We start from the raw sequence: 20,781 nt of genomic DNA on the forward strand, positions 1-20,781 counted from the left end.
ACTATGACGGGGTGACTGGCGCCAGGTCGCACGACGTTCCCGGCCCGCTCCGCAGGGCGGGGCGGGCGACGGGGCGTGCCCTGCGCACCCCGTTCACCGGCACGGCACGCGGGATCCGCAAGGCGACGCACGCCCATGGAGCCGGCGAATCCGGCCTCGGAAAACTCATCGAGCTGCACGCGGTGAACGGCGCCGGTGACGTCATGATCACCGTCGCCCTGGCCTCCACCGTCTTCTTCTCCGTACCGACCGACGAGGCGCGCGGGCGCGTCGCGCTCTACCTCGCCATCACCATGGCCCCCTTCACCCTGCTCGCCCCGGTGATCGGCCCGCTGCTGGACCGGCTGCCGCACGGCCGCCGGGCGGCGATGGCGGGCGCGATGCTGGCCCGCGCGCTGCTGGCCATCACCATGTCGGGCGCGGTCGCCACCGGCGGCCTGGAGCTGTACCCGGCGGCGCTGGGGGTGCTGGTCTCCTCGAAGGCGTACGGGGTGGTGCGCAGCGCGGTCGTGCCACGGCTGCTGCCACCGAAGTTCTCCCTGGTCAAAGCCAACTCCCGGGTCACTCTGGCAGGGCTCCTCGCCACGGGGGTGGCGGCCCCGATCGGGGCCGGCCTCCAGACCATCGGCTCCGCCTGGCCGCTCTACGGCGCCTGCGCGATCTTCATCGTGGGCACCTTCCTCGCCTTCACGATGCCGCCGAAGGTCGACTCCGCCAAGGGCGAGCGCCGGGCCCGCCTGATCGACCCGCAGGACCACCCGCACCTCCCGCACCTCCCGGAGCCCGTACGCCGGCCCGCCCCGAAGCCGAAGCGCAACGGGGAGAAGCCGCCCAGGGAGCGGCCGCCCGGCCTGCGGTCCGTCGGCGGGTCGGTGCTCCACGGCCTCCAGGCCAACGCCGCCCACCGGGCCCTCTCCGGCTTCCTGATCTTCTTCCTGGCGTTCCTGCTGCGCGAGCACCCGATGGCCGGCCAGAGCGCGGCGGTCTCGCTCGCCATCGTCGGCGTGTCGGCGGGGGTCGGCAACGCCTGCGGTACGGCGGTGGGCGCGTGGCTCCGGGCGCGCGGGCCCGAGGTGATCGTCGCGACGGTGCTGACGCTCGCGCTCGGCACGGCGGTCCTGGCGGCGGTCTTCTTCTCCACCGCCGCGGTCGCCGTGCTCGGTGCGGTCGCCGGGTTCACCCAGGCCCTCTCGAAGCTGTCGCTGGACGCGATGATCCAGCGGGACGTCCCCGAGGAGGTCCGGACCTCCGCCTTCGCCCGGTCCGAGACGTTGCTCCAGATGGCGTGGGTGGTCGGCGGCGGGATCGGGATCGCGCTGCCGCTCAACGCGGTGCTCGGCATGTCGGTCGCCGCGGGCATCCTCGCCCTCGGCGCGGCCGCGTCCGTACGGGGTCTCCTCGGTGCCGCGCGGCGCGGCTCGCCGCACCCCCGCGTGGCGTGAGCGGAGGCGACCGATAGCCTTCGGCCCATGACCGTTGCGTTCTTCTCCGGTAAGGGCCGCCGAATCGGCGTCGCTCTTGGTGCCGTGTCCGCGGGACTCCTTGTCCTGTCCGCCTGCGACAAGCCGACGCCGCTCGCCACCGTGACGGTCGGCACGACCTCGGTGAACTCCGAGGCGGCCTGCTACAACGACGGTGAGGCGATCAAGGAATCGCTGATCCAGGGCTGCCTCAACAAGAAGGCCGAGAAGACCATCGAGGTCGCGATGGACGACAAGGTCCGCTTCGGCGTCGACCCCGAGATCGCCGAGAAGGGGTGGACGCTCTTCATCAACGGCCAGCAGGCCGAGCAGGAGCCGTTCACGAAGACCTACCGGACGATCCCCGGTTCCGCGTTCTTCGCCAGCCAGACCGGCGAGCCCGCCAGCAAGACGAACGTCTCCATCGTCGAGACGAGCGGCAAGAAGCTCACCGGCATCTGGCAGTTCGAGCTCAAGAAGACGTCCTGACCGCCGTCGTCCTGTCCCTCCCGAGGCCCTGAGGCTCTCCTGTGCGTGTGCTCGTCGTGACCGCTGTCCCGGTGGAACGGGACGCGGTCACGCGTGCGTTCGGGGGTACGCCGGAGTCGGTCGCCCTGCCGGGCGCCGAGCTGCACCGCAGCGGTGCGTTCGACGTCCTGGCGGGCGGTGCGGGCCCGGCGGCGGCAGCCGCGGCCGCCGCCTTCGCCCTGGCGTCCACGCGGCTCCCCTACGGACTCGTCGTCTCGGCCGGCATCGGCGGCGGGTTCGCCCCCGCCGCCCCGCTCGGCTCCCTGGTCGTGGCGAGCGACATCGTCGCGGCCGACCTCGGCGCCGAGACCCCGGACGGCTTCGCGCCCGTCACCGCGCTCGGCTTCGGCCGTGACCGTCTCACGCCGCCGCCCGCGCTCGTACGGGAGGTGGCGTCGGCCATCGGCGCCGCGCCCGGCCCGGTCCTCACCGTCTCCACCGTGACCGGCACCGCCGACCGCACCGCCGCCCTGCTCGCAGCGCACCCGGACGCGCTGGCCGAGGCGATGGAGGGGTTCGGGGTCGCGGAGGCTGCCGAGCGGGCCGGAGTGCCCGTACTGGAGCTGCGGGCGATCTCGAACACCGTCGGCCCGCGCGACCGGGCCGCCTGGCGCATCGGCGACGCGCTGGCCGCGCTCACGGAGGCGTTCGGGAAGAGCGCACCCGTACTGGAAGGTTGGAACCGGCATGACCACTGAAGCGCACCCGGACCCGATCGAGATCGCCTTCTCGCCCTGCCCCAACGACACGTTCGTCTTCGACGCCTGGGCCCACGGCCGCGTCCCCGGCGCGCCCGCGCCGGAGGTTACCTTCGCGGACATCGACCTCACCAACGGCATGGCCGAGCGCGGCGAGCTGGACGTCCTGAAGGTGTCGTACGCGGTCCTGCCCTGGGTTCTGGAGGAGTACGCGCTCCTGCCGTGCGGTGGGGCGCTGGGCCGGGGCTGCGGGCCGCTGGTCCTCAGCAAGGAGCTGGGCCTGGACCTGACGGGCCGGACGGTCGCGGTGCCGAGCGAGCGGTCGACGGCGTACCTGCTGTTCCGGCTCTGGGCGGCGGAGATGGTCCCGGACGGGGTCGGCGAGGTCGTCGTCATGCCGTTCGACGAGATCATGCCGGCGGTGCGGGACGGCAAGGTGGACGCCGGTCTCGTCATCCACGAGGCCCGTTTCACGTACCGGAACTTCGGGCTCCACAACCTGGCCGACATGGGACGCCACTGGGAGGACACCACCGGCCTCCCGATCCCGCTCGGCGCGATCATCGCCAAGCGCTCCCTCGGCGCCGAGACCCTGCGCCGCCTGGCCGACACCATCCGCACTTCGGTCCGGCTGGCGTGGGACCACCCGGAGGTCTCGCGGCCGTACGTCCAGGAGCACGCCCAGGAGATGGACCCGGCCGTAGCCGACCAGCACATCGGCCTGTACGTGAACGAGTTCACCGCCGACCTCGGTGAGGACGGCTACGCGGCGGTCCGCGCCCTGCTCACCCGCGCCGCGGCCGAGGGACTCGTACCGCCCCTCGGCCCGGACGCGCTGGTGTTCCCGGGCGCGCGCTGAAGAAGCGCGCCGGCTACACGTCCAGCTGGTCCGCGACCGCGCGCAGCAGGCCCGCGATCTTGGCGCCCGCGGCCTTGTCCGGGTAGCGGCCGCGCTCCAGTTGGGGCGTGATGTTCTCCAGGACCGTCGTCAGGTCCTGGACGATCGACGCCAGCTCGTCCGGCTTGCGGCGCTGGGCGGCCGCGACGGACGGGGTGGGGTCGAGGACCACCACGGACAGGGCCTGGTCACCGCGCTGACCCGCGACCACGCCGAATTCCACACGCTGGCCGGGCTTGAGTGCGTCGACCCCGGCAGGGAGTACCGACGAGTGCACGAAGACGTCGCCGCCGTCGTCGCGGGAGAGGAAGCCGAAGCCCTTCTCGCTGTTGAACCACTTCACCTTGCCGGTGGGCACGTCTGTCCCCGTCCTCGTACTCGTCACTGTGCGGAAAGAGCCGTGCTCGCCTGTGGGCACGGCTCCGGATAGCAGTACAGCGGGTCACCGTGACCCGCCTGGTCCCAGGCTAATGGCCCTGCGTCCGGTGACAAGACGTCGCCGGAGTGTTCCTCCGGGCAGGGAACTACCCTGGTGGCGTGACCACTACTCCTTCAGGCGCCGGCGACCGGCTCGTATCGATCGGCGCGATCGTCTTCTTCGTCGGCGCGCTGGCCACTCTGGTGACGGTCGCCCCGCTCTTCCTCGGCACGGAGCCGTTCCCTCCGATCGCGTACGGGGTCTGCATGTTCATGGGCGTCGGCTTCCTGATCGCCGGTGCGGGCGTCGTCCGCTCGGTCTGGCTCTCCTCGCCCAGGCGGGCCGCGAGCCGCGCCCAGGACGTGGCCTGAGGCGTATCCGGCGGGTCTGGACACACCCTGATGCCTGTCGGATCTTTCGTCCGGATCACGCCGGTCGCCCGGGATGGTTAGGCTCGGTCGCGTGAAGCACGCAGTGCACGCCCTTCCGATCCATCCCGCAGCCTGTGACGTCCCGGGCCGGGCCACCTCCCACGTCGACGACCTCCTCGTCCAGATCGCGCACGGCAGCCGGGACGCACTCGGTGAGCTGTACGACCTGCTCGCACCGCTCCTGCTGGAGTTGCTGCGGTCCCGGCTGCCGGACGGAGCGGACGCACGGTCCGCGCTCGTCGACGGCTTCAGCCAGGTCTGGCGGCAGGCACCGTCGTACGCACCGGGACCGCACGGCATCGACTGGGTGATCGACCGGGTGACCGGCCGGGTGGCCGTCGCGCGGTAGGCGCCGGGGCTCTCAGGCCGCCGTGCGGTTCGCCTCGTACGCGCGCAGCCAGGCCGGGAACTCCGTCAGGTCCGCCAGCACCACGTCCGCGCCCGCCGCCCGCAGCTCCTGCTCGTCGCACGGGCCCGTCGTCACGGCGACCGACAGCGCCCCGGCCGCGCGCGCCCCGCGTACGTCTCCGACATGGTCGCCCACGTACACCTGCGCCCCGTGCTCCTTGAGCGCCTCGCCCTTGGCCTCCGCCCAGAGCCAGCCGATCACCGAGTCCGGCTCGATACCGAGGTGCGCCAGGTGCAGCTTGGCGTTCGGCTCGTACTTCGCCGTCACGACGATCGCCCGGCCGCCGAGCGCCCGCACCGCCGCCACGGACTCCCGCGCTCCGGGCAGGGCCGTGCTCGGCGCTATCGCGTGGTCCGGGTAGAGCTCCCGGTAGCGGTCACCGGCGGCGGCCACCCGGTCGGCCGGGAACCAGTGCGCCAGCTCCTGCTCGAGCGGCGGACCGATCCGGCTCACCACCAGAGCGTCGTCGATGGGGACTCCCGTCTCCGCGGAGAGGGCCCGGTAGGTGGCGGCGATACCGGCCCGGGAGTCGATGAGCGTCATGTCGAGGTCGAAGCCGACCGTGAGGGGGGCAGCCGTGTGCGGGACGGAGGAGGGGGCCGGGTGGGGGCGCGAAGCCGTGGAAGCCATGCGGACCATTGTGCCGACCCGTCCGTCGGGCCCGGTGGGTCCGTCGGGTCCGGTGGGTCCGTCGGGCCCGGTGGGTCCGTCGGGTCCGGTGGGTCCGTCGGGCCTGGTGGGTCCGTCGGGTCCGGTGGGTCCATCGGGCCTGGTGAGCCCGTCGGGCCCGGTGGGTTCGTCCACCGCCGTCCCCGGTGAACTCCCCGCCGCCTAGACTGAGCCCGCACTTAGCCAAGCCTCAGTAAACCTGGGTAGCCCTGGTAACCCTGCCGATTGGTTCAGATGTCAGCGCCAGCACCGGCACCGGCCGTCGCGCCCCCGATGCCCGGCGCGCCCCGCCTCTCCCGGCGCGCGGCCGCCACGGCCGCCGCCGTCCTCGCGCTGCTGCTGGCCGTCCTGTTGAGCCTCGCGGTCGGCGCGCGCTCCATCCCGCCGGGCGAGGTGTTCGACGCGCTGCTGCACGGCGGCACCTCCGACGCCGCCGAGGTGATCCGGACCATGCGGGTGCCGCGGACGCTGATCGGGCTCATGGTCGGCGCGGCGCTGGCCCTCGCGGGCACGGTGCTCCAGGGCATCACCCGTAACCCCATCGCCGATCCCGGCATCCTCGGCATCAGCCAGGGCGCTTCGGTGGCAGTGGTGCTGGCGATCGCGTTCGCCGGGGTGCACACGCTGAGCGGGTACGTGTGGTTCGCCTTCGCGGGGGCCGCCGTCGCCTCGGTCGCGGTGTACGCCATCGCCTCCAGCGGTCGCGGCGGCGCGACCCCGGTGAAGCTCGCGCTCGGCGGTGCGGCGATCAACGCGCTGCTGGTCTCGGTGACGATGGGGGTCCTCACGACGAAGGCGTCCGCGCTGGACGAGTTCCGCTTCTGGCAGGTCGGGTCGGTCGCCGGGCGGGAGGCGGACGTGGTCCAGCAGGTGTGGCCGTTCCTGCTGCTGGGCGCGGCGCTCGTGCTCTCGGTGGCCCGTGGACTGGACGCGCTCGCGCTCGGCGAGGACATGGCGAAGGGGCTCGGGCAGAACGTCGCGGCGGTCCGGATCGTGGGTGGGATCGGGGCGACCGTGCTGACCGGGGTCGGGGTGGCCGCCGCCGGGCCGATCGCGTTCATCGGGCTCGCGGTCCCGCACATCGCCCGCGCGGTCGTCGGCGACGACCACCGCTGGGTGCTCCCGATGGCCGCGCTGCTGGGGCCGGTGATGCTGCTCGTCTCCGACGTCGCCGGCCGGATCGTGTTCCCGCCGAGCGAGGTCCCGGCGGGGGTGATGACGGCGCTGATCGGAGTGCCGTTCCTGGTCGCCCTCGTACGGAGGAAGGCGGTACCGGCATGAGCAACACCCTCGTACGGGTCCGGCCCTCCGGGTACGCCGTCGTGAGGGCCGGGCCGCGCGGCCGGTTCCTGCTGCACCGGCGGGCGTCCGTCGTCGCGGCGGGCCTCGTCGTGCTGCTGGCCGCCGTCTGCGTCGCGTACCTCTGTGCCGGTGAGAGCTTCGTCGCGCCCGGCGAGGTCGTGAAGGTGCTCCTCGGGCAGCCGTCCTCCGCCGAGCTGGTCGTCGGCACGCTCCGGCTGCCGCGCATGGTCGTCGGGCTGCTGGTGGGCGCGGCCTTCGGGATCGCGGGCGCGCTGATCCAGACGGTGGCCCGCAACCCGCTCGCCAGCCCCGACATCATCGGCGTCAGCCAGGGCGCGAGCGCGCTCACCGTCGGTGCGATGACCTTCGGCATCACCTCGTACGCCGTCCTGCCCCACCTCTCCGTCGTCGGCGGCATCGCGGCCGCCGCCCTCGTCTACGTCTTCGCCTGGCGCGGCGGCCTGCACGCCACGCGCTTCGTCCTCATCGGCATCGGCTTCGCCATCGCGCTGCGGTCGGTGACCACGCTCTTCCTGACCAAGGGCGACTACCTGGTCGCGCAGCAGGCGCAGATCTGGATGACCGGTTCGCTGAACGGACGCGGCTGGCCGGAGGCCGCCCCGCTCGCCTGGACCCTCGTCCTCCTGCTGCCCGCCATCGCGTGGGCGGCCCGCGCGCAGCGGACCGTGACGATGGACGACGACACCGCGACCGCGCTGGGCGTGCGCCTGGGGCGCGTACGGCTCGGGCTCGTCGCGCTCGGTGTGGTCCTGGCCTCCGTGGCGACGGGCACGGCGGGCCCGGTGGACTTCGTGGCGCTGCTCGCGCCGCAGATCGCGCGCCGGATGACCCGTACGGCACAGGTCCCGCTGGTCTCCTCGGCGCTGCTGGGCGCGGTGATCGTCGTCCTCGGCGATCTGCTCGCCCGCAGGCTGTTCGCGCCCACCGAACTGCCGGTGGGCGTCCTCACGGCGGCGGTCGGCGCCCCGTACCTGATCTGGCTGATCATCCGCGGTCACCGTAGCCGCAGTGGAGGGACCGCATGAGCCCGACGACCGACGCGGCGCGGACGGGCTCCCGCCTCGCCGCCCGCGCCCTGACCCTCGCGTACGAGGACCGCACCGTCGTCCACGAGCTGGACCTCGCCGTGCCCGACGGGCAGGTCACCGTCATCGTCGGCCCGAACGCCTGCGGCAAGTCCACCACCCTGCGCGCGCTCGGCCGGCTGCTGAAGCCGCGCGGCGGCGCGGTCCTGCTGGACGGTACGGAGCTGGCGCGGATACCGACCCGGCGCATCGCGCAGTCGATCGGGCTGCTTCCGCAGACGCCGGTGGCCCCGGAGGCGATCACCGTTTCCGACCTCGTCGCCCGGGGCCGCCAGCCGCACCAGAGCTGGTGGCAGCAGTGGTCGGACGCGGACGAGCGGGCGGTGACCGACGCCATGGCCCGTACGGATGTGACGGCGCTGGCCGACCGGCCGGTGGACGAGCTGTCGGGCGGGCAGCGGCAGCGGGTGTGGATCGCGATGGCGCTCGCGCAGGAGACGGACCTGCTGCTGCTGGACGAGCCGACGACCTATCTGGACATCGCGCACCAGGTGGAAGTCCTGGACCTGGTACGCCAGTTGGCAGCGTCTGCCGCCGACGGCACCCGGGGCCGTACCGTCGTCACCGTGCTGCACGACCTGAACCAGGCGGCCCGGTACGCGGATCACCTGGTCGCCATGAAGGAGGGCCGGATCGTCGCCGAGGGCCGGCCCGGGGACGTCGTCACCGCCGAGCTCGTCCGCGAGGTCTTCCGCCTGGAGGCGGTGATCGTCCCGGATCCGGTGACGGGTTCGCCACTCGTCGTCCCGGGCGCCCCCTGGACCCCGGCCACCGCTGCTCCTCCCTCCGTCCCGACTCCCGGAAAGGCCCTCTGAGAACCATGCCCCTCCTCCAGCACCGCTCCCGTACGCTCGCCGCCGCGTCCCTGACCGTGGCCGCCGCGCTGGCCCTCTCCGCGTGCGGCTTCTCGTCCGATTCCGGCTCCGCTTCCGGCTCCTCCGGCTCCGAGGACGCCTCCGCCGGATCTCCTCGTACGGTGAAGACGGCGATGGGCGACGTGAAGGTGCCGGCCGCGCCGCAGCGGGTCGTCGTCCTGGACACCGCCGAACTCGACTCGGTCCTCACCCTCGGTGTGAAGCCGGTCGGCGCGACCCACGCGGACGTGGACTCCGGCTTCCTGAACTACCTGCCGAAGGACCAGGTCACCGGCATCACGGACGTGGGCCAGATGATGACCCCGAACCTGGAGGCCATCGCCGGCCTCAAGCCCGACCTCATCCTCACGAGCAAGATCCGGCACGGCGACAAGTACGCCGAGCTGTCGAAGATCGCGCCGACCGTGATGACGGAGAACACCGGCTACCCCTGGAAGGAGAACTTCCAGGTCCACGCGGAGGCCCTGGGCAAGAAGGCCGAGGCGAAGATGGTCACCGACGACTACGCGCGGCACGTGGCCGATGTGACGGAGGCGCTCGGCGGCAAGGAGAAGGCCCAAGCGACCGAGGTCAACATGGTCCGGTTCGTCGAGGGCGCGGACATCCGCATCTACGGCAAGAAGAACTACATCGCCACGATCCTCGCCGACGTCGGCCTCGGCCGTCCGGCCGTCACGGACCAGGCGAAGGACGGCTTCAGTTACGACGTCAGCCCCGAGAAGATCGACCTCGCGGACGCGGACGCGGTCTTCCACTCGACGTACGGCGACCCGAAGAAGGCCAAGGAGACGCAGACCACCGGCGGCGGCCTGTGGAAGAACATGGACGCGGTGAAGAACGGCAAGGTCTTCGCGGTCGACGACCAGCTGTGGATCCAGGGCATCGGTTACACGGCGGCCGACAAGATCCTGCACGAGCTCCGGACGAACCTGAAGAAGTAGCCCCTGCCGCTACCCGCGCCTCCGCGCCCGCCACACCAGGTAGAGCGCGGAGGCGACGGCGGCGATGCGGACGACCACCGGCCAGGCACCGGTCAGCACCTCGCGCAGGCCCCCGTCCGCGATGGGCTCGCCCCACCGCCCGTCCAGCCGCCCCCACACCCAGACGAGCGCCCCGGCCACGACCACGCCCGGCAGCCCCAGAGCCGCCCACTTCGCCTCCCTACGGGAGAGGGCCCGCGAGCCGTACGCGATGAGCCAGCCGCCCGCGAGCGGGATCCAGGACCCGGTGACGACCCCGGCGACGAGCAGCACGGCGGCCAGGAGCAGCAGCGGGTGCGCGAAGCCGCCGCGGGCGGCTGGTGCGGCGACTGCGGGTTCGGCGACGGCGACGACCGGCTTGCGGCGGCGGGGCCTGGGGATGCGGAGGGTGCGGCGGCGGGGGGCCTCGGCGGTGGCGGGTCCGTCGTCGGCCTCCTCCGCCTCCTTCGCCTCCTGGTCGGCGGGTTCGGGCTTCGTCGGCCGCCTGCCGAGGAGTTCGGGGGCCTCGATGCCGCCGAAGAACCCGGGGATGGCGGTCCCGGCGTCGAAGGGTCCGGGCTCCAGCCGCCACCATTCGTCCTCGCCGCCGCTCTGCTGGTCGGGTCCGAGGACGTGCGGGGCGGAGGGGTGGGGCCAGGGGGTGGTGTCGGCGGGGGCGGGGGTGTCGTCGGGGCCGGGGGTCTTCGTGAGGTCCGTACGGGAGTCGGGTGCGTAGCCGGTCTCCGCGCGGAACCGGGCTTCGGAACTTCCGGTGTCCGCGTCGCCGCCCCTGCCCCGCCGCGCAGCACCCCCGGCGCCCCACCGCGACGCGCCCCGCCGGGAACCGGCTTTCGGGGCCGAAGCGGGGGCGGATGCGGAGCCGGGACCGGAGGCCGCTCCCGGCTCGTCCGGCTCGTTGGGCCCCTCCGACGCCTTCGGGCCCTTGCGGAGGAACCCGGTCCGGGGCCGGGGAACGGTGGCGTCCCCACCCGCCCCCGCCGAGGGCAACGGCACCGACCCGTCCCCCGACTCCGCCGCAGCGCTGACCAGTTCGTCCGGGCTGCCGAGGCGGCCGATGATCCGCCGCACGGCCGCCGGGGAGTCCGCGCCCTCGCTCGCGCGGCGGCGGTCGATCTCGCCGCGCAGGGTGGAGACCAGCCGCATCCGGGCGCCCGGGGACAGCTGTTGCTGCTGCGCCAGGTCACCGACCCGGCTCAGGTAGTCGTAGACGAGCTGGTCGCTCTCGATCCCCACGCGGTTGCATCCCCTCTTGCGGCCCTGCCCCGACGGTAGCGTTTCAGCGGCTAACGTGGGACGGATGGGGACGACCACACCACCGCGCACGCTCGCCGAAGCCCTGCGCGCCCGGGGCGACGAATCGCTGGCCGGGCTGCTGCGTGCCCGCCCCGACCTCCTCAACCCGGTGCCGAACGACATCACCCAGCTCGCCACCAGGGCCGGCACCCGGGCCTCGGTGGTCCGCGCGCTGGAGCACCTGGACCGGTTCGCGCTGCAGACCGCCGAGGCGCTGGCGGTGGCCCCGGACCCGGCCCCGTACGACACGCTCCTCTCCCTGCTCACCGGCGACGGGCTGGACGACGGCGAGCAGCGCGACGACGCGGGTGCGGCGGTCACGGCCGCGTTGCCGGGCGCGCTGGCGACGCTGCGCGAACAGGCCCTGGTCTGGGGCGAGGACGAGCGGCTGCGGCTGGTGCGTACGGCCCGCGAGCTGCTCGCCCCGTCCCCGCAGCACCCGTCCCCCACGGGCCTCGGGCCGACGGTCGCGGAGGCGACGGCCGGGATGTCGCCGGGCCGGCTCCAGGAGATCCTGGCGGCGGCCGGACTGCCCGCCACGCACGACCCGGTGTCGGCGGTGGCGGCGCTGGCGGCCCTCTTCACGGACCGGACGCGGATGGCGGAGCTGCTGGACACGGCCCCGGTGGAGGCGCTGTCGGTGCTGGACCGGCTGGTGTGGGGCCCGCCGTACGGAGAGGTCACGCCGAACCCGACCCCGCCGGTGAAGTGGCTACGGGACCGGGGCCTGCTGCTGCCGGTCTCGACGCGCACGGTGGTGCTGCCGCGCGAGGCGGCCCTGCACCTGCGGGCCGGCCGCGCGCACCGCGTACCGGAGCCGGTTCCTCCGGTCGTCGCGGCGGTGGCCGAACGTGATCCACAGGCTGTGGACAGAGCGGCGGCCGGACAGGCGTTCACGGCGCTGTCGACGGTCGAGGAGCTGCTGAAGCTCTGGAACGGCGGCGGCCCGGCGATCCTGCGCGCGGGCGGCCTGAGCGTACGGGAGCTGAAACGCACGGCGACCGCGCTGGAGGTGTCGGAGCCGATCGCCGCGTTCTGGGTCGAACTCGCCTACGCAGCCGGGCTGTTGGCGTCGGACGGTGAGAGCGACGAGCGGTACGCGCCGACGCCCGCGTACGACGAGTGGCTCGACCTCTCCGCCCCGGACCGCTGGACGCACCTGGCCACCGCCTGGCTCCCGGCCACCCGGGTCCCGGGCCTGGTCGGCGGCCAGGACGCGAAGGGCCGGGCGCTCTCCGCACTCGGCCCGGAGCTGGACCGCTCGGCCGCGCCGGAGGTACGCCGCCGGGCGCTGGCCCTCTTCGCCGAGCTGGCGCCGGGCACCGCGCCGGACCCGGAGACCCTGCTGCAACGGCTGCGCTGGGAGCGTCCGTTGCGGGGCTCCTCGCCGACCGGAGAGGGCACGGACCTGCGCTCGCGCCTCGCTCTGTGGACCCTGAACGAGGCGGAGCTGCTGGGCATCACGGGCCGGGGCGCGCTGTCCTCGCAGGCCCGCGCGCTGCTGGAGGAGGGTGAGGAGACGGCGGCGGCCCGGTTGGCGCCCCTGCTGCCCGAACCCCTGGACCACGTCCTGCTCCAAGCGGACCTGACGGCGGTGGCACCGGGCCCGCTGGAACGCCCGCTGGCGGAAACCCTCTCGGTCCTGGCGGACGTCGAGTCGAAGGGCGGCGCGACGGTCTACCGCTTCACCCCCGGCTCCGTCCGCCGCGCGCTGGACGCCGGACAGGCGGCGGCCGACCTGCACGCGTTCCTGGCCGCGCACAGCCGTACGCCGGTGCCGCAGCCGCTGAGTTACCTGATCGACGACGTGGCCCGGCGCCACGGCCACCTGCGGATCGGCGCGGCCTCCGCGTACGTACGCTGCGACGACGAGGCGGTCCTCAACGAGATCCTGGCCGACCGCCGCTCGACGGGCCTGCGCCTGCGCCGCCTCGCCCCCACGGTCCTGGCCTCCCAGGCCGACCCCGGCTCCCTCCTCGAAGCCCTCCGCGAGATGGGCTACGCGCCCGCCGCCGAATCCGCCGAGGGCGACGTCCTGATCACCCGGGCCGGCGCCCGCCGCACCCCGCCCCGGACCCCGCCGACCCCGGTCCCGGAAGGCCCGCCGACCCCCGACGCCACCCTGCTGGGCGCAGCGGTCCGGGCCATCCGCGCCGGCGACACGGCCGCCACGGTGGTCCGCAAGGAGCCGGCCGAGGGCGCTTCGGCCCCGCGCACCTCCTCCGGCTCCCTGCCCCGCACGACCTCGGCGGAGACCCTGGCCACGGTCCAGGCGGCCGCGATGACGGGCTCGGCGGTCTGGATCGGCTACGTCAACGCGGAGGGCGCGGCCAGCCAACGCGTGATCGCCCCGGTCCGCGTGGAGGGCGGCTTCGTCACGGCGTACGACCACACGGCCGACGAGGTCCGCACGTTCGCCCTGCACCGGATCACGGGGGTGGCGGAGCTGGCGGAGGACGAGACGTAGACGTAGAGGTAGGCGGTGGCCAGGACCGAGCACTACGGGACGCTCCCGGGTCCGGCGACCGTCTGCGATGCTGCGAACATGTCCGCAGCCCGCCCCGCCCGCGCCGCCCACCTCGCCCACCTCGCCCCCGAGCCCGTGACGCCCGACCCGCCCGCCGCTCCGATGCCGCCTCTGCTCACGCAGTCCTGGCTGGATCTGGCGTTCCTGCACTGGGCGGTCGATCCGGCGGACGTGGCGCCGCTCCTGCCGGCGGGAACGGTGCCGGACACGTTCGACGGGACGACGACGTACGTGGGGCTCGTGGCGTTCCGGATGTACCGGGTCGGGGTGCTCGGGCTGCCGGGGATTCCGTACCTCGGGACGTTTCCGGAGACCAATGTGCGGCTGTACTCCGTGGACGAGCGCGGGCGGCGCGGTGTGGTCTTCCGGTCGCTCGACGCCTCGCGGCTGATCCCCGTCCTCGTGGCGCGGGCCGGCTTCCGGTTGCCTTACGTGTGGTCCCGGATGGACATCGCGCGGTCCGGTGACACCCTCACGTACACGAGCACCCGGCGGTGGCCCGGGCCGCGTGGTGCGCGGAGCCGGATCGTGCTGCGGGCAGGGGAGGCGATCGGCGACCCCACGCCCCTGGAGCACTTCCTGACCGCCCGTTGGGCCCTGCACAGTTCGTCCTTCGGGCGGACCGCCTACCTGCCCAACGCCCATCCCCGCTGGCCCCTGCACCGGGCGGAGCTGCTGGAGTGCGGCGAGGACCTGGTGACGGCCGCCGGGCTGCCCGCGCCGGTCGGGGAGCCGGTGAGCGTGCTGTACTCCCCCGGTGTCCCCGTCCGCTTCGGGCCGCAGCGGCGCGGGCACTGAGGGCCGAGGGCGACGCGTCCTCACCGACAGCGTGCTCGGAAGGCGCACGGTGTCATCGCCTCAGGAATCCGCGCGGCTCGTGGGCAGGTGCCGGCGGGAGACCGCGTGGGTCTTGCGCATGATGCGGTACACGTGCTGCTCGACCGTGCGCGGCGACAGGTGCAGCGCACCGGCGATCTCACGGTTGGTCAGCCCTCCCGCGGCGAGGACCGCCACCTCCTGCTCACGCGGTGAGAGCGCGTCCCCGTACGCCGGCCGCCCGCGCCCCCGGACATCCGCCGCGTCACCCGCGAGCGCCCGGGAGTGGCCGGCAGGCGCCAGTTCGCGCAGAGTGCCGCGGGCCCGCAGCGCGTCCCACGAGGCCCCGAGGGACTCGAAGACGCCGAGCGCCTCCTCCAGGTCCCGCAGCGGCCCCTCGGCCGGTTCTCCGACTCCGGCTTCGGGAGGCCGAGCCATCAGGCCGCACCGGCCGGCCGCCTCCAGGTCGAGCGCCCGGCGGTACGGGGCGCCCGTCCGCTCGTGCACGAGGGCGGCCCGCCCGAACAGCCCGCGGGCCTCCGGATGCTCCCCCTCGTGCTCCGCCAGCAGGGCCCGGCAGCGCAGCAGGGCCGCCCCCGCCGTGCGGCTGTGGTGGGCGCGCAGCCCTGAGGCGAACTCGGCGACCGCCGCCCGCGCCGTGTCCTCCCCGCCCGCGAGCAGCCAGGCCTCCACCGCCCACGGCGCGGCGTGCCCCGCCCACACCCACACGCCCTTCGCGCGCAGCCGGCCCCAGATCCGGTCGGCCGTGGCAACCGCCTCTGCGGTGTTCTGCCGCGCCACGGCCATACGGATACGGAGGCCGGCCGCCGACACCTCGTAGGGGAACTGGGAGAACACCCGGGGCATGTCCTCAAGGCCGGGCTGGAGAGTGACGCAGTCCTCCCACGCCCCCCGGGCGAGGCCGAGGTGCAGCAGGACGAGCCGGGCGTCCACCCGGGTGCCCACCCCCGACAGCAGCCCCCGGCTCTCCCGGCCGAGCCCGGACCACTCACCCCGCTCCAGCCGGAGCAGCAGCTCCGTCCCCCGGTCGCACTGGGTGATGAAGGGGGCCGAGGCGGCGGCCCAGGGTGTCGCGCTGCGGCGGAGCAGCACCGCCGCCTGCCGCAGGTCGCCGTTGAAGACGGCACAGCAGGCCGCGTTGCTCAGTGCGCGCGTGAGGTACTCGTTGCGCCGGGAGTCCGGCCCGCCGTCCGGATCGGGCAGCCTGCCGGGCCGTCCCGGAACGCGCCGGCGCTCGCCGCACGCCACCGCGATGGTCCCGCGTACGGCGCGGGCCGCGAGCAGGTCCGTGGGATCCCCGGAGGCCTCTGCCGTGGCACGGGCGCGCTCCCACCAGTGCAGGTTGGCGTCCAGTCCGTAGACGGCGGACAACGGGTTCGCCAGCGCGGCCAGGGCCCGTACGCGCAGGTCGGGACGGGAGCGCAGCTCGGACACGGCTCGCTCGGTCTCGGCCTTTCCCTCGCTCCGGCAGAGCTGGCTGTTGAGGACGAGCCCGCGCTCCAGCCGGATCTCCCCGCGCACTTCGTCGGCGAGCTGGGAGAGGACCAGGATCTGCCCCAGAACGTCGACGGTGCCGGCCGAGGGGAGGGTGAGCAGGGCGTTGCGGGTCAGGCCGAGGGCGAGCCGCCCGGCCGCACGGGCGGGCAGGTCGGGGCGGCCGAGCAGGGATCTGAGCAGGCTCACCGCCGCGCCGGGGTCGGCCAGGGCGTTCGGATCGTCGGCCGCCCGCTCGGCGGCCCTGAGCCATGCGCCCTCCCGGCCCCCGAGGCGCTCGTGGTGCGCGACGGCCACCCAGGACACCTCGCCGCCCCGGGTCAGGACGTCGGCGGCCCGCCGGTGCAGGGAGCACCGGATCGGACCGGGGAGAGGGACGAGGACGGCGGAGGCGGCGAGCGGGATCGTGAAGCCGTAGCGGTCGGGCGCCCGCTCCTCCAGGAGTCCGGAGCGCAGCGCCTGGACCAGTCCCGCTCCTCCCGCCGACCGCCCGAGCCCGGCCACCCGTCGCAGGTCCCGTTCGCGGGAGCCGCCGCCGAGCACGGCGGCGGCCCGCACCAGGGCGGTGGCATCCTCCCCCAGGCAGGCCATCCGTGCGGTGATGTGCTGGGTGAGCCGGACCGGTGGCTCCACCTCCTCGTCCTGGAGGGCCGCTGCCGGGTCCGTGGTCTCCGCCAGGACGTCCAGCAGGTCCCGTACGGTCTGCGGGTTCCCCCCGGCCAGCAGATGGAGCCGGTCCGCGAGCCGCTCGGAGCTGCGTTCTGGGCCGAGGACCTCCAGCGCCAGTGCCCTCGTCCGGTCCCGCTCCCACGGCCCGAGGCGCTCGCGCCGGATGCGCAGAGCGGGCGGGAGCTCCGGATCCAGCCCCAACGGACATGCGGGGTCCGGGAGTTCGGCGGGCCGATAGCTGACCACCGTCACGAACCCCGGCCGGGCCTCCCGCAGCCAGGCGCGCAGCCACGGAACCGTCCCGTCCGGTGCGCGATGGACGTCCTCGACGACGAGGAGAGCGGGGGCCTCGACGGCCGTGAGGTCCGGTGGGGCGGTGCCGGCGGCGGCCGGTGCGTGGCGAAGGGTGCGGGCGCCCCACTCGGCGGCCGCCCGGGCCCACCGGGCCGCCAAGGCGGTCTTGCCGGTCCCGGCCCCGCCCTCCAGCAGCACCAGTGCGGGGCGGCACTCGGCGCCCGCCAGGCTCGCCCGTAGGAACGCCGCGCCCGGGAGTGGCTGGAAGAGGCCGCTTCTGTCGTCGCCCGCCACAGCGCCTCCCGGAGGAAGGGCCGGCACCATGGCCGACCGGAAATTCGTGCTCATACCGTACGTTTCGTCTGCTGTGCTGTACACCCGCGCGCACCAGGCGTCCCAGAGAGGTGCGGGTGTGCGGGCCGGGGTCACATACGGCTCAGCCGCCACAGGCGCCAGACGCCGGTGCCGTCCGAGAGGTGCTCGGAACCGGCCACGTCGGGCGCGGCCAGGACGTAGTCCTTCCGCTGCCAGAGCGGAAGGACGGGCACGTCCACGGCGATCTCGTCCTGGATCTCCCGGAACACCCCGGACGCCTTGCGGCGGTCGGAGGCCCGCACAGCCTCCGGCCGCCGCTCGGTCAGTAGACGATCGTGTTGCGGTTGATGATCGTCTTGGCGGCCCCCGTGGTGGAGAGCCCGGCCAGCGGGCGGTGCTGGGTGAAGTACTGCTTGAAGTCGCCGCTGACGTAGGTGTTCATGAGCTTGAGCGTGCGGTTCCAGTTGCCGCCGTCGGGTCCGTTCGGGCCCCACAGTTCGAGCAGTGCGGCGGCCACCCGGCCCTCGACCCAGTCGCCCTTGCCCCAGCCGCCCACGACCCGCTGGTCGAGCAGGTCGTAGGAGTCGCCGGTGCTGAACGTGTAGCGGGAGTCGCCGAGGGCGTACGCCGCGACGGCGTTGGCGAAGCCCTCCGTCCAGCCGCAGGCGGCCGAGGCGCCTTTGTCCAGGCTGTGGCCGTTGCAGTCGCGGACGGGGGGCCACTGCTTGTTGTGGAGCTGCCACTGGAACCAGTGGCCGGCCTCGTGGAGGATCAGGTGCTTCGAGTCCGGGTCGTCGGCCTTGAGCACGACCCAGTCGGTGCCGTCGCTGGTGTCGCCCGGGAAGGAGGGGTGGTCCCAGTAGCCGCCGCTGGAGCCGTCCTGCCGCCAGGCGACCGTCAGTTGATCGCAGGCGGAGGTCTGGTGGGCGGTCCAGCAGAGGGAGCCGGTGCCGCGCTTGCCGTACAGCTGGTTCAGGGTGTCGGTGATCTTCCACGCCTGCTGCATCGCCTTCGGAACCTTGACCGTGCCGAGGTCGGTGGTGGCCGCCGGCGTGTTCCGCGTGGCAGTGGTGAAGGTGTACTGCGTGGTGTTCTTCCAGTTCGGGTCGCCCTGCTTCGCCGTGCCCGCCCCGACCACCCGCCACAGGCTGCCGGCGCTGGAGAAGAACCGGACGTGGACGTCGCGCGGTGCGGCCGTGCCGGTGTGACAGGCGGAGAAGCGGCCGTCGGCGGCCCCGGTGAGTCCGCTGCTCAGCCGTTCCACCTGGCCCGAAGCGGTCCGGCGGCCCCACAGCTCCCAGTTGGAGTTCCGCGCCCGCTGGGTGGCCAGGGGCTTGTGCGTACCCGCCTCCGCGTCGTTGTGGTCGAAGGCGAGGGTGCCGTTGAGACAGGTGGTGGACGCGGCGGCGGCCGTCCCGGCCGTGAGTGGCGTGGCGAGGGCTATTCCGGCGCCTACGGCCAGAGCGGCCGCCAGGACGCGGCGTCTGGTGGCCGGGGCGGCGGTGGGTCCGGCGGCCGGGGCGGACGGAGCATGCGATCGGATGGGCATGACGCTCCTGGAATCGAGGGGGGTGTGGCTCCTCGGGGCCGACGGGCCCGGGGAGAGGTGTGCGGGTGAGGGGAGTTCAGCGGTGCCGGTCGGCGCGGCTGCCCCGGTGGCGCAGGGCCGCGAAGCCTCCCGCCGCCACGACGGCGGCGACGCCGACGAGGAACCACGGCCGGTCGCCGGACCGGTGGGGCCGATCGGCCGCCGCGGGAGGAACCGCTGGTCCGGCCGAGGCGGCGCGTTCGCGCAGTGCCTCGGTGTAGCTCGCGATCGTCACGGTCTTCGGGGGTCCGGACCGACCGGGGCTCTCAGCCAGGGGGCGCAGGCCCCGGTCGTCGAGTGCGTACCACTCACGTCCGCGCGGCCCCTGGTCCTCGAAGAGGACCTCGTTCCCCTCCAGCCTCCGGGCCAGGCCGGCCTCGGTGGCGTCCTGCGCCGCCGCCACCGCGGCCCACCGCGGTGCTCCTGTGCCGTCCGGGGCCACCCGGGCGACCTGGAGGGTGACCGCCCGGCCGTCGCCCGCGTGTGCGGTGACGGCCACATAGCCGGGCACCGCGAGCGGGAGACGTCCGCCGCGTTCGGCGAAGGCGGGGTCGAGGTGGTGGACCACGGTGCCCCGGTCCTCGACGCGCAGCGCGGCGGACTGCCCGGCGGGGATGCCGAGGTTGCTGCGGGCCAGGTTGACCGCGCCGGGTGTACGAGCCGCGGCGACCGCCACCCGTACCTCCTGCTCCGGCAGTCTCTCGACCACCGGCCCCGGGGAATCGGCCACCGCGGCGGCCTGCGCGGTCGGGGACCACAGGGCCGCGGCGGACAGGACGGTGACGGCCACCCGTCGGCCGGTGCGCCCGGACACGGCCTGCCTCAGCCGCTCTTGCGGATGTTGTAGATGGTGTCGGTCCACCTGAACTGCGAGGTGGGCGTCCGTACACCCAGGTCGTTCCAGGCCACGGTGGTCCGGCGCTGGGAGTTGGGCCCGGGGTCGGCGTAGCTGACCGTGGGGTTGGCGGTGCTGTAGGAGTCGTCGTAGCCGTAGACGACCACCGTGTGCTGGCTGTTCACGCTGGGGCCGTTGGTCCAGGTGACCCCCATGACGAAGGGGCTGTCGGCGTCGATCTCCCGCTTCACGGTGGGGAACGGCAGGTGGGACTGGGTCCACTTGGCCGAGTAGCCGGTCGCGTTGTAGCCCTTGACGATGTTCGGCCAGGCCAGGCCCTCGTCGGGGCAGGGGCGGTTCGCCGGGATGTTCCGGGCCACATGGCAGAACCGGTCCTGGTCGATCTGCGAACCGTGGTACTTCTGGATGCTGACGGCGGTGGCGGCCCAGCACCAGTAACCGCCCTGCTGCACCTCCTGGGTGTACGGGAGGACGGCGGCCACCGAGCTCTGTGCTCCGGCCAGGGTGCCCGCTACGGCGAGTGCCGCAGCGGCGGCGGTGCGGGCGATACGTGGGGACAACATGGGGGGTCGGCCTTTCTTCGTGCCGTCTCCGGGCAGCCGCGACCCGCGGAGGGCGGGCGGGGGGCGCCGGAGAGCGGCGGGGGACGTGCGGGGCGGGCGTCGCGGAGGGGCGGATCGGAGAGGTCCGTCGAGTTGCGCGCGGGTCCACGGGACCACGCGCCGCGGCCGCGGCGAAGAGGCGTTGCACCGGTCGTGCCGGGGTCTCCGTCGATCGGTGGGGTCTTTATACATGGACGTTGGGTAAACACGGCGACATCGAGTTGCCACCGGCACTTTTACGCCTGCCAGGCGCTCGGGCCGGAATCCCTCCGCCCGCCGGGCGGTCACCGGAAGACGCGCGGACGCGCGGGCGCGATAAGGCGACCGGCACACCGGTGCCGCCGGGCAGGGCCGACGGCCGCTAAGAGGGGAACACCGGGTACGGGACCGGGCCGCGGCGGGCGAAGTCCTTCCGGGCAGCACGTCGTGGGGCCCCGGCCGGCCGCGGCCCCCGGCCGCCCCCCCCCGCGGCCCGGGGCCCCCCCGCCCCCCCGGGGGGCCGGGCCCCGCGGGCCCGGGAACCCCCCCAGCC

The 20,781-nt window shown here is 74.2% G+C and carries 19 protein-coding genes and 1 pseudogene; 12 read left to right on the forward strand and 8 right to left on the reverse strand.

Features of this window, described 5'->3' with window-relative positions; genetic code table 11:
* Nucleotides 1-11: 11 nt before the first annotated feature.
* The 4 genes from ACIRR8_RS18270 to ACIRR8_RS18285 are packed head-to-tail and all read left to right on the forward strand — an operon-like array spanning nt 12 to nt 3,545.
* On the forward strand, nt 12-1,442 hold the full coding sequence (locus ACIRR8_RS18270) for an MFS transporter (protein WP_404065420.1): 1,431 nt from the start codon (nt 12-14) through the stop codon (nt 1,440-1,442).
* 27 nt (nt 1,443-1,469) lie between these two features.
* Nucleotides 1,470-1,949 carry a DUF2771 domain-containing protein gene (locus tag ACIRR8_RS18275; RefSeq protein ID WP_404065423.1) on the forward strand — a complete coding sequence of 160 codons (480 nt, stop codon included), beginning with the start codon at nt 1,470-1,472 and terminating at the stop codon, nt 1,947-1,949.
* A gap of 41 nt (nt 1,950-1,990) precedes the next feature.
* Entirely contained in the window at nt 1,991-2,686 is a 696-nt protein-coding gene (locus tag ACIRR8_RS18280) for a futalosine hydrolase (RefSeq protein ID WP_404065426.1), read from the forward strand.
* The gene (locus ACIRR8_RS18285) at nt 2,676-3,545 is read left to right on the forward strand and encodes a 1,4-dihydroxy-6-naphthoate synthase (RefSeq protein WP_404065429.1); all 870 of its coding nucleotides are present in this window, start codon (nt 2,676-2,678) and stop codon (nt 3,543-3,545) included. Before ACIRR8_RS18280 ends, ACIRR8_RS18285 begins: the two co-directional genes overlap by 11 nt.
* Nucleotides 3,546-3,558: 13 nt before the next feature.
* Here the strand turns inward: ACIRR8_RS18285 and ACIRR8_RS18290 are convergent, their stop codons facing one another.
* Complete coding sequence (locus tag ACIRR8_RS18290; RefSeq protein ID WP_006126557.1) at nt 3,559-3,942, reverse strand: cold-shock protein; 384 nt, start codon at nt 3,940-3,942, stop codon at nt 3,559-3,561.
* A gap of 179 nt (nt 3,943-4,121) precedes the next feature.
* Here ACIRR8_RS18290 and ACIRR8_RS18295 point away from each other — a divergent pair, with 179 nt between their 5' ends.
* Together ACIRR8_RS18295 and ACIRR8_RS18300 are read left to right on the forward strand one after the other, a co-directional pair.
* A complete protein-coding gene (locus tag ACIRR8_RS18295; RefSeq protein WP_404065432.1) occupies nt 4,122-4,373 on the forward strand; it encodes a hypothetical protein in 252 nt (83 codons plus the stop codon).
* 91 nt (nt 4,374-4,464) lie between these two features.
* Nucleotides 4,465-4,782, forward strand: a complete 318-nt coding sequence (locus tag ACIRR8_RS18300) for a hypothetical protein (RefSeq protein WP_404065435.1) — start codon at nt 4,465-4,467, stop codon at nt 4,780-4,782.
* Nucleotides 4,783-4,794: 12 nt separating this feature from the next.
* On the opposite strand, the gene ACIRR8_RS18305 is transcribed toward ACIRR8_RS18300, so the two are convergent.
* Complete coding sequence (locus ACIRR8_RS18305) at nt 4,795-5,472, reverse strand: HAD family hydrolase (RefSeq protein ID WP_404065438.1); 678 nt, start codon at nt 5,470-5,472, stop codon at nt 4,795-4,797.
* 273 nt (nt 5,473-5,745) lie between these two features.
* On the opposite strand from ACIRR8_RS18305, the gene ACIRR8_RS18310 reads away from it, so the two are divergent.
* Genes ACIRR8_RS18310 through ACIRR8_RS18325 form a run of 4 tightly spaced genes read left to right on the forward strand, consistent with a single transcriptional unit; the run spans nt 5,746 to nt 9,735 of the window.
* The gene (locus tag ACIRR8_RS18310; protein ID WP_404065440.1) at nt 5,746-6,792 is read left to right on the forward strand and encodes a FecCD family ABC transporter permease; all 1,047 of its coding nucleotides are present in this window, start codon (nt 5,746-5,748) and stop codon (nt 6,790-6,792) included.
* Nucleotides 6,789-7,859 (forward strand): FecCD family ABC transporter permease, encoded by a 1,071-nt coding sequence (locus ACIRR8_RS18315; protein ID WP_404065443.1) that lies wholly within the window; start codon nt 6,789-6,791, stop codon nt 7,857-7,859. Before ACIRR8_RS18310 ends, ACIRR8_RS18315 begins: the two co-directional genes overlap by 4 nt.
* Nucleotides 7,856-8,734, forward strand: a complete 879-nt coding sequence (locus ACIRR8_RS18320) for an ABC transporter ATP-binding protein (protein ID WP_404065446.1) — start codon at nt 7,856-7,858, stop codon at nt 8,732-8,734. Before ACIRR8_RS18315 ends, ACIRR8_RS18320 begins: the two co-directional genes overlap by 4 nt.
* A gap of 5 nt (nt 8,735-8,739) precedes the next feature.
* On the forward strand, nt 8,740-9,735 hold the full coding sequence (locus tag ACIRR8_RS18325) for an ABC transporter substrate-binding protein (protein WP_404065449.1): 996 nt from the start codon (nt 8,740-8,742) through the stop codon (nt 9,733-9,735).
* A gap of 9 nt (nt 9,736-9,744) precedes the next feature.
* Here the strand turns inward: ACIRR8_RS18325 and ACIRR8_RS18330 are convergent, their stop codons facing one another.
* Nucleotides 9,745-11,007, reverse strand: a complete 1,263-nt coding sequence (locus tag ACIRR8_RS18330) for a hypothetical protein (protein ID WP_404065452.1) — start codon at nt 11,005-11,007, stop codon at nt 9,745-9,747.
* Nucleotides 11,008-11,071: 64 nt separating this feature from the next.
* Between ACIRR8_RS18330 and ACIRR8_RS18335 the strand changes: the two genes are divergently transcribed.
* Nucleotides 11,072-13,534, forward strand: coding sequence for a helicase C-terminal domain-containing protein (locus ACIRR8_RS18335; protein ID WP_404065454.1), 2,463 nt, complete (start codon nt 11,072-11,074; stop codon nt 13,532-13,534).
* Between the two features lie 78 nt (nt 13,535-13,612).
* A complete protein-coding gene (locus tag ACIRR8_RS18340; protein ID WP_404065456.1) occupies nt 13,613-14,392 on the forward strand; it encodes a YqjF family protein in 780 nt (259 codons plus the stop codon).
* A 60-nt stretch (nt 14,393-14,452) separates the two neighbouring features.
* Here ACIRR8_RS18340 and ACIRR8_RS18345 read toward each other — a convergent pair whose 3' ends face one another.
* The 5 genes and pseudogenes from ACIRR8_RS18345 to ACIRR8_RS18365 all read right to left on the reverse strand — a co-directional run bounded on the left by ACIRR8_RS18345 (nt 14,453) and on the right by ACIRR8_RS18365 (nt 20,210).
* A complete protein-coding gene (locus ACIRR8_RS18345) occupies nt 14,453-17,236 on the reverse strand; it encodes a LuxR C-terminal-related transcriptional regulator (protein ID WP_404065459.1) in 2,784 nt (927 codons plus the stop codon).
* A gap of 77 nt (nt 17,237-17,313) precedes the next feature.
* A pseudogene (locus tag ACIRR8_RS18350) lies at nt 17,314-17,496 on the reverse strand (peptide-binding protein); the annotation flags it as partial.
* A 29-nt stretch (nt 17,497-17,525) separates the two neighbouring features.
* Nucleotides 17,526-18,752, reverse strand: coding sequence for a metalloprotease (locus ACIRR8_RS18355; RefSeq protein WP_404065462.1), 1,227 nt, complete (start codon nt 18,750-18,752; stop codon nt 17,526-17,528).
* A 76-nt stretch (nt 18,753-18,828) separates the two neighbouring features.
* The gene (locus ACIRR8_RS18360; RefSeq protein ID WP_404065465.1) at nt 18,829-19,605 is read right to left on the reverse strand and encodes a hypothetical protein; all 777 of its coding nucleotides are present in this window, start codon (nt 19,603-19,605) and stop codon (nt 18,829-18,831) included.
* 8 nt (nt 19,606-19,613) lie between these two features.
* Nucleotides 19,614-20,210: a papain-like cysteine protease family protein gene (locus ACIRR8_RS18365; protein ID WP_404065468.1), complete on the reverse strand. Its 597-nt coding sequence runs from the start codon at nt 20,208-20,210 to the stop codon at nt 19,614-19,616.
* Nucleotides 20,211-20,781 lie beyond the last annotated feature (571 nt).

Source organism: Streptomyces sp. NPDC101178 (assembly GCF_044767965.1).
In the GTDB taxonomy this organism is placed as follows: Bacteria; Actinomycetota; Actinomycetes; order Streptomycetales; family Streptomycetaceae; genus Streptomyces.

Coding starts and splice junctions, on each gene's coding strand:
- ACIRR8_RS18275 (WP_404065423.1), top strand. CDS start 1,470: ATGACCGTTGCGTTCTTCTCCGGTAAGGGCCGCCGAATCGGCGTCGCT.
- ACIRR8_RS18285 (WP_404065429.1), top strand. CDS start 2,676: ATGACCACTGAAGCGCACCCGGACCCGATCGAGATCGCCTTCTCGCCC.
- ACIRR8_RS18305 (WP_404065438.1), bottom strand. CDS start 5,472: ATGGCTTCCACGGCTTCGCGCCCCCACCCGGCCCCCTCCTCCGTCCCG.
- ACIRR8_RS18310 (WP_404065440.1), top strand. CDS start 5,746: ATGTCAGCGCCAGCACCGGCACCGGCCGTCGCGCCCCCGATGCCCGGC.
- ACIRR8_RS18315 (WP_404065443.1), top strand. CDS start 6,789: ATGAGCAACACCCTCGTACGGGTCCGGCCCTCCGGGTACGCCGTCGTG.
- ACIRR8_RS18320 (WP_404065446.1), top strand. CDS start 7,856: ATGAGCCCGACGACCGACGCGGCGCGGACGGGCTCCCGCCTCGCCGCC.
- ACIRR8_RS18325 (WP_404065449.1), top strand. CDS start 8,740: ATGCCCCTCCTCCAGCACCGCTCCCGTACGCTCGCCGCCGCGTCCCTG.
- ACIRR8_RS18335 (WP_404065454.1), top strand. CDS start 11,072: ATGGGGACGACCACACCACCGCGCACGCTCGCCGAAGCCCTGCGCGCC.
- ACIRR8_RS18340 (WP_404065456.1), top strand. CDS start 13,613: ATGTCCGCAGCCCGCCCCGCCCGCGCCGCCCACCTCGCCCACCTCGCC.
- ACIRR8_RS18345 (WP_404065459.1), bottom strand. CDS start 17,236: ATGAGCACGAATTTCCGGTCGGCCATGGTGCCGGCCCTTCCTCCGGGA.
- ACIRR8_RS18355 (WP_404065462.1), bottom strand. CDS start 18,752: ATGCCCATCCGATCGCATGCTCCGTCCGCCCCGGCCGCCGGACCCACC.
- ACIRR8_RS18365 (WP_404065468.1), bottom strand. CDS start 20,210: ATGTTGTCCCCACGTATCGCCCGCACCGCCGCCGCTGCGGCACTCGCC.